The sequence below is a fragment of the Cupriavidus sp. genome, assembly GCF_057315035.1.
Window position 1 is genome coordinate 105,920 of sequence record NZ_DBHKYV010000004.1, and the last position, 17,516, is coordinate 123,435.

The 17,516-nt window shown below is 63.9% G+C and carries 16 protein-coding genes; 9 read left to right on the forward strand and 7 right to left on the reverse strand.

Annotated features, from left to right (window positions below):
* The first annotated feature begins 1 nt into the window (after position 1).
* From flhF to paoC, 7 genes are all read left to right on the forward strand, one after another.
* Entirely contained in the window at positions 2-2,542 is a 2,541-nt protein-coding gene (gene flhF, locus ACO550_RS09020) for a flagellar biosynthesis GTPase FlhF (protein WP_315595961.1), read from the forward strand.
* A 12-nt stretch (positions 2,543-2,554) separates the two neighbouring features.
* The gene (locus tag ACO550_RS09025) at positions 2,555-3,370 is read left to right on the forward strand and encodes a MinD/ParA family ATP-binding protein (protein ID WP_315595983.1); all 816 of its coding nucleotides are present in this window, start codon (positions 2,555-2,557) and stop codon (positions 3,368-3,370) included.
* Positions 3,371-3,478: 108 nt separating this feature from the next.
* Positions 3,479-4,195 carry an RNA polymerase sigma factor FliA gene (locus ACO550_RS09030; RefSeq protein ID WP_315595962.1) on the forward strand — a complete coding sequence of 239 codons (717 nt, stop codon included), beginning with the start codon at positions 3,479-3,481 and terminating at the stop codon, positions 4,193-4,195.
* Positions 4,195-4,653, forward strand: a complete 459-nt coding sequence (locus tag ACO550_RS09035) for a flagellar protein FlhE (protein ID WP_315595963.1) — start codon at positions 4,195-4,197, stop codon at positions 4,651-4,653. Before ACO550_RS09030 ends, ACO550_RS09035 begins: the two co-directional genes overlap by 1 nt.
* Positions 4,654-4,879: 226 nt before the next feature.
* Positions 4,880-5,545, forward strand: coding sequence for an aldehyde dehydrogenase iron-sulfur subunit PaoA (gene paoA / locus ACO550_RS09040; RefSeq protein WP_315595964.1), 666 nt, complete (start codon positions 4,880-4,882; stop codon positions 5,543-5,545).
* Positions 5,542-6,492 carry an FAD binding domain-containing protein gene (locus ACO550_RS09045; RefSeq protein WP_315595965.1) on the forward strand — a complete coding sequence of 317 codons (951 nt, stop codon included), beginning with the start codon at positions 5,542-5,544 and terminating at the stop codon, positions 6,490-6,492. The genes paoA and ACO550_RS09045 overlap by 4 nt, the downstream gene beginning before the upstream one ends.
* A 4-nt stretch (positions 6,493-6,496) precedes the next feature.
* Complete coding sequence (gene paoC / locus ACO550_RS09050; RefSeq protein ID WP_315595966.1) at positions 6,497-8,689, forward strand: aldehyde oxidoreductase molybdenum-binding subunit PaoC; 2,193 nt, start codon at positions 6,497-6,499, stop codon at positions 8,687-8,689.
* A gap of 75 nt (positions 8,690-8,764) precedes the next feature.
* On the opposite strand, the gene ACO550_RS09055 is transcribed toward paoC, so the two are convergent.
* The 6 genes from ACO550_RS09055 to ACO550_RS09080 all read right to left on the reverse strand — a co-directional run bounded on the left by ACO550_RS09055 (position 8,765) and on the right by ACO550_RS09080 (position 14,109).
* On the reverse strand, positions 8,765-9,262 hold the full coding sequence (locus ACO550_RS09055; RefSeq protein WP_315595967.1) for a MarR family transcriptional regulator: 498 nt from the start codon (positions 9,260-9,262) through the stop codon (positions 8,765-8,767).
* A 3-nt stretch (positions 9,263-9,265) separates the two neighbouring features.
* Positions 9,266-9,751, reverse strand: a complete 486-nt coding sequence (locus ACO550_RS09060) for a DUF3237 domain-containing protein (RefSeq protein ID WP_315595968.1) — start codon at positions 9,749-9,751, stop codon at positions 9,266-9,268.
* Positions 9,748-10,893, reverse strand: coding sequence for an ABC transporter substrate-binding protein (locus tag ACO550_RS09065; RefSeq protein ID WP_315595969.1), 1,146 nt, complete (start codon positions 10,891-10,893; stop codon positions 9,748-9,750). The genes ACO550_RS09060 and ACO550_RS09065 overlap by 4 nt, the downstream gene beginning before the upstream one ends.
* Positions 10,894-10,935: 42 nt before the next feature.
* A complete protein-coding gene (locus ACO550_RS09070) occupies positions 10,936-12,198 on the reverse strand; it encodes a flavin-dependent oxidoreductase (RefSeq protein WP_315595970.1) in 1,263 nt (420 codons plus the stop codon).
* A 111-nt stretch (positions 12,199-12,309) separates the two neighbouring features.
* On the reverse strand, positions 12,310-13,533 hold the full coding sequence (locus ACO550_RS09075) for an NAD(P)/FAD-dependent oxidoreductase (RefSeq protein ID WP_315595971.1): 1,224 nt from the start codon (positions 13,531-13,533) through the stop codon (positions 12,310-12,312).
* Between the two features lie 234 nt (positions 13,534-13,767).
* Complete coding sequence (locus ACO550_RS09080; protein WP_315595972.1) at positions 13,768-14,109, reverse strand: YciI family protein; 342 nt, start codon at positions 14,107-14,109, stop codon at positions 13,768-13,770.
* A 238-nt stretch (positions 14,110-14,347) separates the two neighbouring features.
* Between ACO550_RS09080 and ACO550_RS09085 the strand changes: the two genes are divergently transcribed.
* Together ACO550_RS09085 and ACO550_RS09090 are read left to right on the forward strand one after the other, a co-directional pair.
* On the forward strand, positions 14,348-14,569 hold the full coding sequence (locus ACO550_RS09085; protein WP_315595973.1) for a hypothetical protein: 222 nt from the start codon (positions 14,348-14,350) through the stop codon (positions 14,567-14,569).
* 341 nt (positions 14,570-14,910) lie between these two features.
* Entirely contained in the window at positions 14,911-16,308 is a 1,398-nt protein-coding gene (locus tag ACO550_RS09090) for a hypothetical protein (protein ID WP_315595974.1), read from the forward strand.
* 78 nt (positions 16,309-16,386) lie between these two features.
* Here ACO550_RS09090 and ACO550_RS09095 read toward each other — a convergent pair whose 3' ends face one another.
* Positions 16,387-17,478, reverse strand: a complete 1,092-nt coding sequence (locus ACO550_RS09095; protein WP_315595975.1) for a porin — start codon at positions 17,476-17,478, stop codon at positions 16,387-16,389.
* Between the last annotated feature and the right edge of the window lie 38 nt (positions 17,479-17,516).

Here is a 17,516-nt window from a genome sequence, read left to right on the forward strand (position 1 = left end):
AATGAGCGTGGCAAAGTTTGTGGCGGCCAATGGCCGCGAAGCGATGCGCAAGGTGCGTGAGGCCATGGGCCCCGACGCCGTGGTGCTCTCGAACCGCTCCATCGACGGCGGCGTGGAAATCGTGGCGATGCGCGATACCGATCTTGGCGCCGTGAGTGCCGGCGCGCAGATGTACGAACCACCGGCCGCGGCACTGCCTTCGCCGCTGCCGATGCTGCAGGCGCTGCACGACATGCAGGCACCTGCCGCAGACGCGTTCCCGCCGATGACGGCCATGGCTACTGCCAGTGCCCTCACCGCAACGGCTCCTGTTGCCGCTGCGCAGGACGACGCCGCATTGGGCGATCTGCGCGGTGAGCTGGCTTCGATGCGTTCGATGCTCGAGCGCCAGTTCGCCGGCCTGTCGAGCGGCGCGTCCGGTGTGGCCGTTGGCGACCCGCTGCGTGAATCGCTGTTCGAATGGCTGGTCAACGCAGGTTTCTCGGGGCAGTTGTCGCGCACGCTGCTGTCGCGCCTGCCGGTGGGCACCGATCGCCCGGCTGCCATGGCCTGGATCCGGCAGGAACTTGCCAAGAAGGTACCGGTGCTGTCCGACGAGGATGCCCTGTTCGCCCAAGGCGGCGTGCTGGCACTGATTGGACCGACCGGTGTCGGCAAGACCACCACTACCGCCAAGCTGGCCGCACGCTTTGTACTGCGCCATGGTCCGCAAAGCCTGGCGCTGCTGACCACCGACCGCTTCCGGATCGGTGCGCACGAACAACTGCGCATCTACGGCGACATTCTTGGCGTGCCGGTGCATGCGGTGAAGGATGCCGCCGACCTGCGTTTCGCGCTGTCGGCCATGAAGGACAAGCACCTCGTCATTATCGACACGGTGGGCATGAGCCAGCGTGACCGCAGTCTCTCCGACCAGATCGCCATGCTGGCCGGTGTGCAGACACCGATGCAGCGGGTGCTGCTGCTCAATGGCGCGGCCCACGGCGATACGCTCAACGAAGTCGTGCACGCCTATCGCAACGATGCAGCCGGTGCCGCAGGTGGTATCGACGGCTGCATCATCAGCAAGCTCGATGAAGCCACGCACCTGGGCTCGGTGCTCGACGTGGTGATCCGCCACCGTCTGCCGGTGTTCTACGCCTCGACCGGCCAGCGCGTGCCCGAACATCTGGAACTGGCCCAGGCTGGCGCACTGGTGGAACGTGCGTTCCTGACGCCGCGGCGCGGTTCGCTGTTCAATGACGCCGATGTGGCCCGCCGTCAGGCCGGTGCCGTGGAAGCCGTGGCCTCACGCCAGGCAGAGCGCAGCGGCGCTGACGACATGCTGCGTTCGCTGACCGACAGCGCCAATGCCGTTGGCGTCTGCGTGCAGGAACTGAACGACGCCCGCTACGGATTCGACCTGGCGCGCCAGCTGTGGCAACAGCGCGCGGCCGGTGTGTCCGCGCTGCGTCCGATGGCGCAGCAGGTGCGCCTGACCATGTGCCGGGAAGCTAGCCGTGCTTGCGATCGCTTTGTGCTGGCCGTCACGCAGAACGTGGCGCAGCCGGTGCAAGGCCGTCGCGCGCCGCAGATGATGCAGCACACGCTCTGGCTGGCCGACCGCGACGGCATGCCGCTGGCCAGCACCGTGGTGCCAGCGGGCCGTGCGCGCCAGTCGATGACCGAAGCCGAGGCCGATGCGGAGGCAGCCACGGTGCGCGCCACGCTGGCGGCGGCGCGGACCGTGGTGAACCTGAACACGTCGCTGCCGACCTCGGCCACGCTGGCACGCTGGCAGCAACTGGGTGAACGCTGGGTTGCCGGTACGCGCAAGACCACGCGTGCGATTGCCGATGGCCTGGCCAACAAGCTCGATACGATCGCCGACACGCTGACGTTCCATGCGATTGGCGACGTTAGCTGCCGCGACCGCGATGCCGTGCACTGGCTTGCGCACTGCCTCGTGCGTATTCCGGACAGCCAGGTCCGTACCGCGGCACGCGCGCGCGCCAACAACGGTGCCGAATCCGGCATCGAAGCATGCCTGGTGGTATCGCGCATGGTGGATCAGGAATCCGGCGACACGCTGTCGGTGGAATACGTGCTGTGCGACCCTGCACTGGCCAACGACGCCGCACAGGTTGCGCGCTGGTCGCAGTGGACGCTCTCCGCGGAGGAGCAGTTCCGCACGCTGCGCCACGCCATGGAACACTTTGCGCAGGAAGGCGATGAAGACCAGGCGCTGTGCGCCAATATGGTGTCGCTGCAGCTGGGTCTGACCGCACTGCGTCTGCAACATCTGCCAACGGCGACAGCGCCGGCCTTCCTGTCCCGTCTGGCCGGGCGCGCATCGGCGCGTGTCGATGCGCCGGTAGCGGGAACGGTATTGAACGAGGGCATGGGTCGCCTGCTCGCGCTGCTGGACGTGCTGGAAAACTATCCGGGCCGCAGCGTGACGCCGACTCTGGCGGCCGGCGACGCACCGGAACCGGCCACGGCTGCGCTGCAGGCGATGGCTGCCATGGACGCCATGCCGCAGCTCGCGGCCGCCGGGGAGTAGATCGTGAACCTGATGGGCTCCGATCAGGCTGAAAGCCTGCGCCGCTTGCTGGCACCGCGCGTGACACGGCGGATTGCCGTGGTGGGCGCGGACTCCGGCGCCGGTACGACCACGGTTGCACTGGGTTTGGCCAATGCGCTGTCGATGCAGGGTGAACGCGTGCTGCTGGTCGATGAAGACCAGCATGGCGCCCGTGCCATGCGGCTCGCCGGCGCTACGCCGACTGCCACGCTGGCCGATGTGCTGGGTGGCCGCGTGCCATTCGGCGCGGCGCTCGGCACGCGTCCGGCCAGCGGCATTGCCGTGCTGCCGGCAGGACAAGCGCCTGCCGGTGCCATGCCCGACGAGCGTGCGCTGACCACGCTGCTGCCAGACATGCGCTCGGTGCTGATCGACGCGCGCCGTGACAAGAGCGGCGCGCTGTCGCCGCTCGCGGGCACCGCACACAATTTTGTGATCGTCATGCGCCCAGAGGCCACGTCGATCACCGCAGCCTATGCCTGTATCAAGCGGCTGCACCACGAATACGCATGCCGTCAGTTCCAGCTGGTCGTCAACATGGCGGTCGCGGAGGGCACGGTAACGGCGCTCGCGCGCAACCTGGCCCGCACCGCGAGCCAGTACCTGGGCGTGGAGGCTGGACTGGCAGGTTACCTGCCGATGGATCCGCTGGTGGCGCGTGCGCTCCAGCTGGGGCGCTGCGTGGTGGAGGCGTATCCCGCCGCCGCCGCCACCGGTGCCTTGCGGCATATCGCGAGCCGTATTGGCGCGTGGCCGTTGCGACACGAAGCATCGCCCCTGGGAGCGGCTTCGGCCGTTCCCGCATGACGTAAAGAACAAGAAGTCTCGACAAGACCGGAAACTCAGCCAGCCAGTTGCCGATTTCAGCCTCTCCGGCGCTGGCCCAAACAGATAGCATTCACCGAGAATTCCACCATGTACACGATTCAGGGAAAGCTCGAGCAGGCGGACGTGGTCAAGTCACACGCATCGCTGGTGCGGCGCATCGCGCTGCAACTGGCGGCCAAGTTGCCCGCCAGCGTACAGATCGATGACCTGATCCAGGCCGGCATGATCGGTCTGCTCGACGCCGCCAAGCGCTATGAAGACAATCACGGCGCCCGGTTCGAGACTTACGCAAGCCAGCGCATTCGTGGCGCGATGCTCGACGAGGTGCGCGCCAACGACTGGCAGTCGCGCAGCCTGCGCCAGTTCACGCGCAAGATCGAGCGTACCCAACGCCAGCTGGAACAGAAGCTTGGCCGCACGCCGATCGATTCGGAAGTGGCCAAGGAACTGGACATGGCGCTCGACGAATACCAGGAGCTGCTCAACGAGGTCTATGGGTGCCAGCTGTTGCACTATGAAGACTTCGAGCGCTCTGGCGAAGAGGATTTTCTCGATCGCCACCTGGGCGTGACCGACGACGGCAATCCGTTGACGGTGCTGATGGAATCGGGCATGCGCGACGCGCTGATCCGCGCCATCGACAAGCTGCCCGAGCGCGAGAAACTGGTGCTGTCGCTGTGCTACGACCAGGAACTGAACCTGCGCGAAATCGGCGCGGTACTCGAGGTCACGGAATCACGCGTTTGCCAGATCCGCAGCCAGGCCATTACGCGACTGCGTAACCAGCTGCGCGGAATGCTGTAATGCGGCGCGCCCTGGTCGTTGCCATGTGCTGCGCGATGGGACCCGCCTGGACCGGCGCGCAGACACCCGCGCCGGTGTTCACGCGAGCGACCTACGAGCTCACGGGTTCGCGTTATGCATGGACGGCATCGGCCGCGGCACCGCAGATCGCCAATCGTGGCCAGCGCACGCTATCGTTGCCGGTCATGCCGCTGGCGACGATGCCCCAGGCCATGGGCAGGATCACTTCGGTGCGCTGGCGCTACAGCTTTACGCGCACCCCGCCAATCGACCTGCAGGCGTATCTGTGCAATGCGGATCGCTGCGTGCTGTTGTCGGGTGCCGAGGGCAAGACCGACGCATTCGTCGGCGACGACGCGACCAAGGGCTTTGTGTTCGCCTACCGGCTGCCAGGCCAGGGCGGTATGACCCCACTGCTGCAAGGCCGCAGCAACGAAGTCACTGTCAGCTACCGCTGAACCGGCTCAACCCACTGAGCCGGGCTACCGGTAATGCCAGCGGCCCGCGCCGGTGGCACGCTTCCTGCGCCGCTTCCGCCAAGCAACGTGCGGCAAGCGCGACATTCTCCTCACAGCCAGATTTCTGTTGGCCCGACGCCGGCCTTGTGCGGCATCGCCATGTAATTCCTGCGTGCAAGTCTCGCCACGTTGCCATCCCTCTGACCTTCAGAAAGGATCCAACGACATGGAAGCCAAAGCCTCAAGCGACCTCAAGCTTTCGCGGCGGGAATTCGTCATGGTGAGTGCGGCGTCGGTCACGGCGGCAGCCGCGCCAGCCGGTGCCGCCGCGCCATCTGCCGTTCACCCACCGTCCCAATCTCCGGCCGCGCTCAAGCCGGTGGCGTCGAAGGTGGCATTTATCGTCAATGGCCAGCCGCGCGCGCTGGAGCTCGATACGCGCACCACGCTGCTCGATGCGCTGCGCGAACACCTGCAACTGACCGGTACCAAGAAGGGCTGCGATCACGGGCAGTGTGGTGCCTGCACGGTGATCGTCGACGGCCGCCGTATCAATTCGTGCCTGACGCTGGCGGTCATGCACGAAGGCGCGAAGATCACCACGGTCGAAGGCCTTGGTACGCCCAACCGCATGCACCCGATGCAGGTGGCATTCGTCAGGCATGACGGCTACCAGTGCGGCTATTGCACGCCGGGCCAGATCTGCTCGGCCGTGGCCATGCTCGATGAAATCCGCGCTGGCATTCCAAGTCACGTGAGCCCTGACCTCAATGCGCGTCCGCACCTGTCTCCGGGTGAGATCCGGGAACGGATGAGCGGCAATATCTGTCGCTGCGGCGCCTACTCGAACATCCTTGACGCGATCAGCGAGGTTGCCGGGAGCCAGACATGAACCCATTCACCTATGAGCGGGCAGCGTCGCCCGCCGAGGCAGCCGCGGCCACCTTGCAAACGCCCGGCGCCCGCTTCATCGCGGGCGGTACGAACCTGCTCGATCTGATGAAGCTCGGTATCGAGGCGCCCACCCACCTGGTCGATGTAAACGGGCTCGCGCTCGATCAGATCGAAGCGGCGCCGCAAGGCGGCCTGCGCATTGGCGCCCTGGTGCGCAATACAGACCTGGCAGCGGATCCGCGCGTGCGGCGCGACTATGGCGTGCTGTCGCGCGCGTTGCTGGCCGGTGCGTCCGGTCAGCTGCGCAACCGCGCCACCACGGCGGGTAACCTGCTGCAGCGTACACGTTGTCCCTATTTCTATGACACCGACCAGCCATGCAACAAGCGCGTGCCGGGCAGCGGTTGTGCGGCGATCGGTGGCGTGACGCGACAGCTGGCCGTGATTGGCGGCAGCAATGCTTGCATCGCCACGCATCCGAGCGATATGGCCGTGGCCATGCGTGTGCTCGATGCCAGTGTGGAGACCGTGCGTCCGAATGGGGCCCGCCGTGTGATCCCGATCGCGGATTTCCATCGGCTACCCGGCAATACACCTCACATCGACACGGTGCTGGAGCGCGGGGAACTGATTACGGCGGTCACCCTGCCGGCTCCCATTGGTGGCGTGCAGATCTATCGCAAGGTACGGGACCGGGCATCGTATGCGTTTGCACTGGTTTCAGTAGCGGCCATCATCCAGCGCGACGGCACCGGGCGCGTGGCGCTGGGTGGCGTGGCACCCAGGCCATGGCGTGTTGAGGCGGCCGAAGGCGAGATGCCGCATGGTCCCACCGCGATGACGCAGCGGCTGCTGGACGGCGCCACGCCCACGCAGGACAACGCTTTCAAGATCCAGCTCGTGCGGCGTACGCTGGCTGCGGCAATGCTTCAGGCAAAGGGGTGAAGCCATGAAATTCGACACACCCGCCACCACCAATCCGATCGACCAGGGACGCGTGATTGGCCAGGCAGTGGACCGTATCGACGGTGCCCGAAAAACGACCGGCACCGCACCGTACGCCTACGAACGCCATGATGTGGCACCGAACCAGGCCTATGGCTATGTGGTGGGCGCCGGTATTGCCAAGGGTCGTATCCAGGCGATGCATCTCGACGAAGCGCGCCGTGCGCCAGGCGTGCTGGCAATCGTCACTGCAGCCAATGCGGGAAAGCTTGGCAAGGGGCAGCGCAATACAGCCAAGCTGCTGGGCGGCCCCGAAATCCAGCACTACCATCAGGCGGTTGCGCTGGTGGTGGCGGAAACGTTTGAGCAGGCGCGTGCCGCGGCGTTGCAGATTCGCGTGGACTACGTTCAGGAGAAGGGTCGCTTCGACCTCGAAGATGCATGCTGCTGGGCCGAAAAACCCAAGAAGGATTCGAAACCCGATACCGAAGTCGGTAACTTCGCAGGCGCGTTTGCCGCTGCGCCGGTTCAGCTCGATGCGCGCTACACCACTCCTGACCAGTCTCACGCGATGATGGAGCCGCATGCGTCGATTGCGGCGTGGGACGGCGACAAGCTTACCGTGTGGACCGCGAACCAGATGATTGCGTGGGGTCGCGACGACCTGGCCCGTACGCTCGGACTGCCCAAGGAGAAAGTGCGGATCGTCTCGCCATTTATTGGCGGCGGCTTTGGCGGCAAGCTGTTTATTCGTGCCGAAGCGCTATTGGCCGCGCTTGGCGCCCGAGCTGCGAAGCGTCCGGTCAAGGTGGCACTGACCCGTCCGCTGATGATCAACAACACGACGCATCGGCCTGCCACGATCCAGCGTATCCGCATCGGCGCCACGCAAGACGGCAAAATCACCGCGATCGGTCACGAGAGCTGGTCTGGTGACCTCGAAGGCGGTCAGCCCGAAACGGCTGTGATGCAGACGCGCTTGCTCTATGCGGGCGCCAACCGCATGACCTCGATGCAACTGGCTACGCTCGACCTGCCTGAAGGCAATGCGATGCGGGCCCCCGGGGAAGCGCCCGGACTGATGGCACTGGAAATCGCCATAGATGAGATGGCCGAGAAAGTGGGCATGGACCCGGTGCAGTTCCGCATTCTCAACGATACGCAGGTCGATCCGGAGAAGCCGCAGCGGCCGTTCTCCCAGCGCCGGTTTGTAGAGTGCCTGCGCCTGGGTGCCGAGCGGTTCGGCTGGAATCGACGCAATGCGAAGCCTGCGTCGATGCGCGAAGGGCGCTGGATGATTGGCATGGGCGTGGCTTCGGCATTCCGCAATAACCTGGTCATGAAATCGGGCGCGCGCGTTGCCATCGACGCAAATGGCATGGTGGTCGTGGAAACCGACATGACCGATATCGGCACCGGCAGCTATACGGTCATTGCGCAGACCGCAGCCGAAATGATGGGGGTGCCACTGGATCGCGTCACTGTGCGGCTTGGCGATTCGGCCTATCCGGTATCGGCGGGGTCGGGCGGGCAGTGGGGCGGCAACAGTTCGACGTCGGGTGTCTATGCGGCCTGCGTGAAGCTGCGCAAGACGCTGGTGGAGCGCGCGGGACTGAATGCGGCCGAAGCGGTGTTCGATGGTGGCCAGATCCGCGCGGGCGGCCGCAGCGTGCCGCTGACGCAGTTCGCCGGCGCATCGGCCGAAGACACGATCGAGTTCGGCAACCTCGACAAGAAGTACCAGCAGTCGACGTTCGGTGGCCACTTCGTGGAGGTCGCGGTTGATCTTGCTACCGCGGAAATCCGCGTACAGCGCATGCTTGCAGTTTGCGCCGCCGGGCGCATCCTGAATCCCAAGTCGGCGCGCAGCCAGGTGATCGGTGCCATGACGATGGGCGTTGGTGCGGCACTAATGGAGGAACTTCACATCGACAAGCGCGCGGGGTACTTCGTCAACCACGACCTGGCTGGCTATGAGGTCCCGGTACATGCCGATATCCCGCACCAGGAAGTGATCTTTCTCGATGAGACAGATCCGGTGTCGTCGCCGATGAAGGCCAAGGGCGTTGGCGAGCTTGGCATCTGTGGCGTGGCTGCGGCGGTCGCCAATGCCGTGTATCACGCCACAGGGGTAAGGGTGCGCGATTACCCGGTAACACTGGACAAGTTGCTACCAGGCATGCCGGTCGTGGCTTGAATGAAGTGCTGTCGGTTTGCCCCCCTCTCCCGCGCGCGGGAGAGGGGCTGGGGGAGAGGGCTGGCGCATCAACACCTACCGCCCCAATTTCTCCAGCAACCCTCGCAACAAGACCTGCTCGTCACCGGTCAACCCCGCTGCAATCCGCGCGTCGTGCGCGCATACCGCATCGGTGGCGGCCTGCAGTGTCCGGCGTCCGTTATCGGTCAACACCAGGCTGTATGCCCGTCGGTCAGTGGGCACCGGCAATCGCTCAACCAACGCCATGGCCTCCAGCGCATCCACCAGCAGCACCGCTCCCGAGCGCGCAATGCCAAGAATACGCGCGAGGTCGGTCAACTTCAGTTGCGGATTGCGCGCAATGATCTGCAGCGCCGAGAAGCGCGGTGGTGTGATATTCCATTCCGCCAGCGACGCAACAAAATCCTCATAAATGCGGATCTGCGCGCGCCGGATTGCATACCCGACCAGTGAGTCCAGCACGCCATAGTCGACATGGGGCACGTGCGGCTCGAAGTGTTCACCGTCAGGATCGGGTGCGAGCGAATCGCGCGGCTTGCGTGATGGTGCCATGCGCTACCTGACCAGAAAATAGCGTAGCTCGACGCGATCCGGATAGCGCGCGCCCGAGGCGACAAACAGATGGTGCATCAGCCACGCATACTTCGGCGAACTGGTTTCGAAGCGGGGCGCGGTACGGAAGTAGATTTCGGACGGGTCTACCCGCTCGCCACGATTGAGGCGCGCGATCACCGATGCGCTGCCACTACGCACTCCCGCGTTGACGATGTAGATGCGTGCGCCATCATCGGTCTCCAGCACATAGCGGGCCTCGATATCAGCCGTCGTGACGTCGTCGCCGCTGTCATGCCGGATCAGCTGGAAGTCTGCGCCGCCGGGCACGATATGCCCGTTCAGACGCGGCCCGCGCACCACGCCCGAGAGAATCGGGATCACGCGGCGCTGACCCAATGGCGTCACGCCAACTTCGGTCGGTGCCGCAACCTGCAGGCTGAAGTCGGCAATATGCTCCAGCGTGGGCAAGGCAATCGCGCCGTTCATTTCAGCAGCTTCCAGTTGCCGTTGTCGATCGTCAGCAGCACACGGCCGCGCTGGTCGAAGCCGAAGTGATCCTGTGCCGTGTAGTTGAGTACGCCATGCGAGACCACGATATCGCGTTCGCTCTCCAGCGCATCCTTGAGCGCCTTGCGAAACTCCGGCGTGCCTGGCTTGGCCTTTTTCAATGCCACCGGGACGATGCGTTGCAGTACCAGCCCGGCATCATACGGATGCGCGCCAAACTGCGTGCGGCTGTCGGGGCCGTACTGCTTTTCGTAGCGTGTCACGTAGTCCAACCCGGGCTTCTTGACAGCGCTGCCGGCCGGCAACTGCTCGGCGACGATCACGGGGCCCGCTGGCAGGATCGCACCATTGACTGCCTTGCCGCCAATGCGGATCAGGTCGCGCGTGGCTGCGCCGTGGGTCTGATAGATTGGTCCGGCATAGCCGCGTTCGCGCAGCGTGGTATGCGGCAACGCGGCACCAGTGCCGGCTCCGGCGATCAGCACGGCGTCGGCGCGCGCACTGATCAGTTTGAGAACCTGGGCCGTGACGCTGGTATCGGAACGCGCATAGCGTTCGGCGGCGACCACGCGAATGCCGTTGGCCTGTGCTGCCGTGGTGAACTCCTTGAGCCACGTTTCGCCATAGGCGTCGGCAAAGCCAATAAACGACATGGTCTTCACGCCATTGGCGTGGGCCGCGCTGGCAACTGCATCGGCCATCAGCCTGACAGGCTGCGCCAGCCGGTAGGTCCATGCGCCACGACCGGGCTTGAGTTCGATCGGCGAGAACGCGAGCTGCACGGTCTGGCTTTCATCGGCCACCTCGGAGATCGCGATAGATGGCGCCACCGCCGACGATCCAAGAATGATGTCGACCTTGTCTTCGGTGACAAAGCGCCGCGCAATCTTGGTGCCCTGCGTCGGGTCTGAGCCGTCATCCATGACGATGTAATGGACCTTCTCTCCGGCAATGGTCTCGGGCAGGAACGGCATGGTGTTCTTCTGCGGAATGCCGAGCGACGCGGACGGACCCGTCGAAGCGATGCTGACGCCAACGGTGACGTCGGCCTGGGCAATGCCGTGGACCAGGCACAGCGCCGCAAAGGCCAGGTACGCTTGGTAGCTACGGAGTCGGGGCATGGTTCTCTCCTCTATTTTTATGGTTCGTATGATTCGTATGGCTCAGGGTTTGATGGCCTGCAGTTGTTGCTGGCCAAATCCGGCCAGGGTCTTGTAGCGTTGGGCAATGGCGTCGAGTTCACTGCGCGCGATCACATCGTCGATATTGGCAAAGCCCTGCGGAGCGCGGGTCTCGGCCAGTTGCATGACCTGTTCGGGGCCGTTCATGCGATTGCGCAGCACAATGCCAGCGGTGCGCGGCAAGCGCTCCGCCTCGTACTCGCGTAATGCATAGCCGAGATCGGGTTCGTTCAGCAGGCAGTCGGTCAGGTAGCGCGCATCGACAATGGCCTGCGCGCTGCCGTTGGAACCGATCGGGTACATCGGATGGGCGGCGTCGCCGAGCAGCGTAACGCGGCCAAAGGTCCAGCGCGGCAACGGGTCCTTGTCCACCATCGGGAACTCGTAGATGGCTTCGGCGCCGTCGATCAGTGCGGGAATATCGATCCAGTTCCAGCGCCAGTTCTCGAAGGCGGCGCGGAACACCGACTTGTCGACCTGACGGTTCCAGTCGCTGCGCGGCGGGGTATCGGGGTAATCGTCCGGCACGCGCAATTCGGCAATCCAGTTGATGCGCGAACGGCCCTGGGCACGCAGCGGCTCGGAGATTGGATAGGCGACAAACTTCTGGTCCTGGTAGCCGGCCATGAACATCGAGCGGCCATCGAGATACGGTGCGGCATCGCTGGTGGCGCGCCACAGCAGTCGCCGTGAGAATTGCGGCGCATCGCCGTGCGGATAGAAATGCCGGCGCACTGCGGAATGGATGCCATCCGCGCCCACCAGCACATCGGCTTGCGCTTCGACGATGGCGTTGTCACTGCGCCGGCGCAGTGTGAAGCGCGCCGGCTCCCCCGACGTTCCGCCGATGCTGACGATCGATTCCAGCGCATGGCCGGTGTGGATACGGTCCGCGCCAAGCCGCGCCACAGCGGTCTGGTACAACAACATCTGGAATTCGCCACGATGCACCGAGAACTGGGGCCAGTCATAGCCGGCTGCACGGCCACGCGGCTCGTGCCAGATCTGCTGGCCAAACTTGTTGTAGTAGGACAGCGATGAAGTCTCGATGGCGATGCGCGCCAGTGCGTCTTCGAGGCCCAGTGCAGCCAGTTCGCGCACGGCATGCGGCAACAGGTTGATGCCGACCCCTAGCGGGCGTAGTTCTTCACTGGCTTCCCATACCTCAATGTCGAGCCCGTTCTGATGACAGAGCAAGGCGAGCGTCAGCCCGCCGATTCCGCCGCCGGCGATGGCGATCTTCATCAGGTCTCCTCCGCAGCACCGCTGCCGAATTGTTCTACTGTATAACTAATTCGCGGCGCAGGAATCTAGCGGTTTCCCTGAGGATCATCAGGAACCGAATCAGGAACCGAATCAGGAACCGAACAAGCCGAAGGCAATGCGTTCAGCGGTATTGATGGAGTCGGTCAGGCCCAGGTGGCCGTGGCCTACTGCGAGCCATAGCCTGCGATGGCCTTCCGCGGCGCCCACCACGGGCACCGAATCAGGCATGCAGGGGCGATGGCCCATCCAGCTGGTTGTGGATTTTCCGTCGAGGCCATGGAACGTTTCGCGGGCGATGCGTTCGAGGATCGCGGCGCGCCGCGGATCGGGCGGCCGCTTGAGGCCGGCAATCTCGACCGTACCGCCGACACGCAGGCCATCTTCCATCGGCGTGACAAAGATCTTGCGATCGGTCAGCACCACGGTGCGTGAAACCACGTCACGTACGCCCGTGAACTGCACGTGATAGCCGCGCTGGCTTTCCAGCGCCAGGCGGATGCCAAGCGGATCGAGCAGGCTGCGAGCCCATGCGCCGGCGGCCACCACCACATGATCGGCGGTATGGCTGTGGTCGGTGCCATGCAGCGTCCAGCCGTCGCCAGTGCGCGTAAGCCGCTGGATATCGTCGCGCACAAGCTGTCCGTCGCGCGCCACGAAGGCATCGGCAATCGCCTGCGTATAGCGGGCCGGATTCAGGATCGTGCCATGGTCCGCCAGAAAGACAGCCGCCTGGTAACGCGCGCCGATGCCGGGTTCCAGCGCCTCGATGCCAGTCCGATCGAGTTGCTCGAAGTCGAAGCCGTAGCGTTCGCGCAGGCGCCACGCAGCGCCGTCAGCCTGCAAGGCACTGGCATCGGGATACAGATGCAGATGCCCGCGCCGCATGAACAGCTCCGGCGCGCCCACCTCGCGCGCCAACGCTTGATGCTTGTCAATGGCTCCTGCATGCAAGGCCGCCAATGCGGCGGCGGCATGCTCCACACCCTCGGGTGTGGCTGACAACACAAAGCGGGTGAGCCATGATGCTGCCGCGGGCAGGTAGGCGAGCCGCAGATGCAAGGGGCTGGCGGGATCGACCAGCATCTTTGGCACCGACGCCAAGACACCGGGCATGGCCAGCGGCGCAACCGAGCTGACGCTGATGGCTCCTGAATTGCCATAGCTACAGCCGCTGGCTGGCCCGCCACGGTCGATCAGCATCACATCCGAACCACGCTTGCGTAGCGCCAGCGCAATGCAGCAGCCGACAATGCCGGCACCAATCACCGCAATGCGCGGACCTGAGCTACTGGGAGAGGGAACTGAGGCAGTCATGGCGCCACACGGTAGCGCCGATCACGCCCAAGGGCAAGAGGCTGCGCCGTGATGGCGCATCGTGCGGCATGGCGGTGCAAACAAGTTGGCCCGCACAAGGCGGGCCAGTCGACCTGGAGTCGATCACCGGCATGTACATCCGGGAGAGGACAGATCAGGGCAGTGACGCGAGTATGCACAACTGCCGGGCAACGAGCAGCTCAGCCGCGCCCCAGTGGGTACGGGGCCTGCCGGTCAGCTCTCTGGGTCATACCCAAACTCGCGGAGTTCCTGCGAGCAGCGGCAAGCCTTGGCGAGCTTTGCAGCCCACAGGATGGCCGCGTCGCGCGACGGGAGCTGCAGGACACAGAAGCCGCCGTCGAACTCCTTCGTCTGGGGATAGGTTTCGTTTGCGACCGTGCCGTCCGAGGCGACCATGAGTGGTGCGACATCCTCGTTGATACCGCCGCCGAACACGTATACGCCCGCAGCCTTCGCCTCGCGTATGACCTCGCGCGCAGCTTCGCCCACGGCGGCAAGGTCCTCGGCGGGGACTTTCATTGCCTTTGCAGGAAAGGAGATAAGGAATTTCGTCATCGTTCGGTCCTTTGGTTGGGGGCGGTACTGTTTGTAAGGCCTAAAGTTGGGTGAGGCAGGAACATTCCGAGTCCGATCGACTCTTAGGCAACGGCACCTCGTGCGGCCTCGCCAGTTTCCCTGGCTGCACCGGCGGCATTGCCATTTGTGGATTGGTGCAACAATCACCGCTTATGATCAGGATCGACCATGACCGCCCCCAACCTGACGCCCCTCGGGTGTGGCCGACGAAAGTAATATGAATAGCAAGCAACGTCGCAAAGCCTATCGGAAAAGCCCCTATCAGATCGAAACGATCTGGTCATTTCGGGGCGCACGCGTGACCATTACCCGCATCGCAAGTCCCACCGCCGTCATTGTGGAATTTCCGGAAGTCGGGGCGCGGACCCATGTTCCCACGCGAGCACTCCAGCCATACGGCCCAGGCGGAAGCATGAAGGATACGATTCAGATGCTGTAGACCGGCGCATTGACACGCAAGACGACGCACGCCGATACCGTGCTTCTTGAGATGGTGCCCACGGAATCTTCCCTGCATGGGTTAACCGTGGGCATCTGCATTTCTCATGGTGAAAGTGTTGGCCACACCCGTTGCCAAGGTTCGTAATCGTCGCCTATGCTGGTAATACGAAATAAAAAAAACGCCGCCGGACTTTACAAACGGAGGGACCGAGGCAGAGTCCCCGAAAGCGGCTGACGTTATCCATGCGTTTCGTTTCTACGGCATCACACAAGTTTCGGGTCAGACTGTTGTGCGCGGGGTAATTACTGAAACGTGGGACGAGATCCCACTGACAGCACATGCCAGATGCCTACCTGTTTAGCAAGCCCTTCACGTTCCTCGCCTGTGCCGGCATGTCCGAGATACGGGTGGGTATTGACGCTCTCGAATCCCTTCCCGGCCATATGTTCTGGCTCGAGAACGAGGATTTCATACGCCAGTTTCACGTACAGGATTTTCTCGCACAGAGCCGCGCATCGCTCGAAGCCTTGATGCCTGATGGTGTGGCATTTATCGACGCTCTGGCCGACGAGATCCGGCGCAGCACGGAATTGGTGCCTGCATTGCAGAATCTGGGAGCGGAAGTGGCTGCCGCCGCCCATACATATTGTTACTGGCGTTATTCGGCCGACGTGTTGGGGCGGTCCCAGGGTATTCCGCGCAGCGCGATCGAACGGCAGTTTGATCGCGCGGTCGCACCACGCGACGGCGCCCATAAGCTGCAGTGGTTTTGCCCATGCTGCGACGGCCAGGCTCATTATCAAGTCGACGGGCTGGTCGCGTCCCAGCGGCCATCACGCCAGGGCGGATTCTCTCTCGAGTGTGGCCATTGCGGCCATCGGGAGCGGCTTTACGCAGGTTTCCTGCATGCTGGCCGTCTGGAGTGCCAGTGCGCCGTCTGCACCGGCTTTGTCCAGACCTTGGCGGGTCAACTTCAGAGGCCGGCGAGAAAGCTATTGGATAGCCTGAAGACGTATGCATGGAAGCACGCCATCGAAACGGTTGCCGAGATCCGGGAGTTGGAGGAAGTCGCGGTGCAGCGTTTGGCGCGGGGCGAGAATCCTTCGGAGAACGCGATAGCGTTTGCAAAAGCGGTGGAGCTGGATCCGGATTCGCCGATCGAGAAGATCATTGCTCAGATTGATCCGACGCTGGACGGCCGCCTCGACAAGAATCCAAGAGTATGGACGCTATTGTGCGAGCTGTTGCAGCAGGGCGTACTGGATTGCGATTGCCAGATCTATGACCAGGAAGGTTGCGAACAGATAGCGATGGAGATTGCCTTGCTTGAAGAGGTGCCATCTGCCTCAACTCGCGGCTTTTCGGCCGAGGAGCAACTCAATACCCTGCTCATGGGCTATCAGCCGTCGGATCGCCACACGTTTGTCAATTGGCTCCAGGCGCTGAAGCGGTTGAGACTGTGCGTGGCGCGGTTTAACTGCGCCGTCGACGTGTTCTGGAAGCCGAATCACGAGCATTGCCGCATCCTGAGGGCACGTCAGCAGCCGGATTCAGCTGGCCGGCGTGTCAGCGAGCCAAGGTTGCAGCCCCCTGCGCCGGTGCTGCTGCGCCGGAAACAGCCGGTGTACCTGGACGCTGAACTGGAGGCGGTGCGACTGCTTAAGTCGCTTGGCTATATTGTCCTCAGCCCGGAGGACATCCGCACGCAGCACGACAGGCTGGAGGACATTGTCTAAGGCCGATGAAAAAAACCCACGCTCCGTCAGCACTAACGGGGCGTGGGCAGCGGGAGCACCCTGCGTGTCGTGGCAGGGTCAGAAGACGTGCTTGATGCCGACCATGGCACCGAGTTGCGAGGCACCTGCCACAGGCGATGCACCCGTGGATGCGCTGTCTACCGACAGGGCCAGGTTGCCATTGTTGTTGATATAACCCAGCGTCGAATATACCGAGGTGCGCTTCGAGAATGCATAGCTTGCACGTACGGCGCCGAGCCATGCGCGATCCGAGCTGTGGCGATAGTCGAGGTAGAACGCCTCACCCGACAGCGTTACCTGGGGTGTGATGTCGTAGGCGACGCCGGCGTAGTACATATTGCTGCGCGGCGTGGCCAGCGCGCCATTGCGACGGGCCAGCCAGCCGGCGCCGACCTTGGCGTGGCCCACCAGCATGTAGCCGCCCAGCGTGGCGCGGTCATCCTTGAGCTGGCTCGATGTCAGGCCACCAAATGCACCGGGACCACCGCGCAGGGAGTCATACGCGCCCAGAATGCCCCACCAGCTGGTTTCATAGCCAAGCATGGCCGACCACTCGCGGCAGGCGGACTTGTCCGCGGCGTTTTCACCGGCGCAGTTCGTGCCGGACGGGCTGGGGCCTGCGTTGACCGTATCGCGCCCGAAACTGTAGGTCGCGCCGACCGTGAAGCCACCGAACTTGCCCTTGTAGGCAATGGCGTTGTCGGCCCGCGCATTGGGCAGGTAGTTGTCGAGCGAGCTTGATCCATAGGCATTGGGCCCGAGGATGTCTGTATCGAGCATGGCCCAGAACATCATGGTGTACTGGCGGCCCAGGCTGACCTGGCCCCAGTTGCCGCTCAGGCCAACCCATGCCTGTCTGCCGAACAGCCGGCCGCCCTGGTTGGTAACACCGCTATCGGGCGCGAAGCCAGACTCGAGCACGAAATTCGCCTTGAGGCCGCTGCCCAGGTCTTCGGTGCCGCGCAGGCCCCAGCGCGACGGTACCGTGCCGCTCAGGTTGGCCATCTTGACCACCGAATTGCTGGCCGCGCCAACGTGATTCAGGTACTCGATGCCGGTATCGACAACGCCGTACAGCGTCACGGACTGGGCCTGTGCGATGGCTGGCAAGCCAAGCGCGATCGAAAACGCCAGGTGGCGTAGTTTCATCGTTTTCTCCTCCGTTGATATTTTTCTTAGAGAGCGCG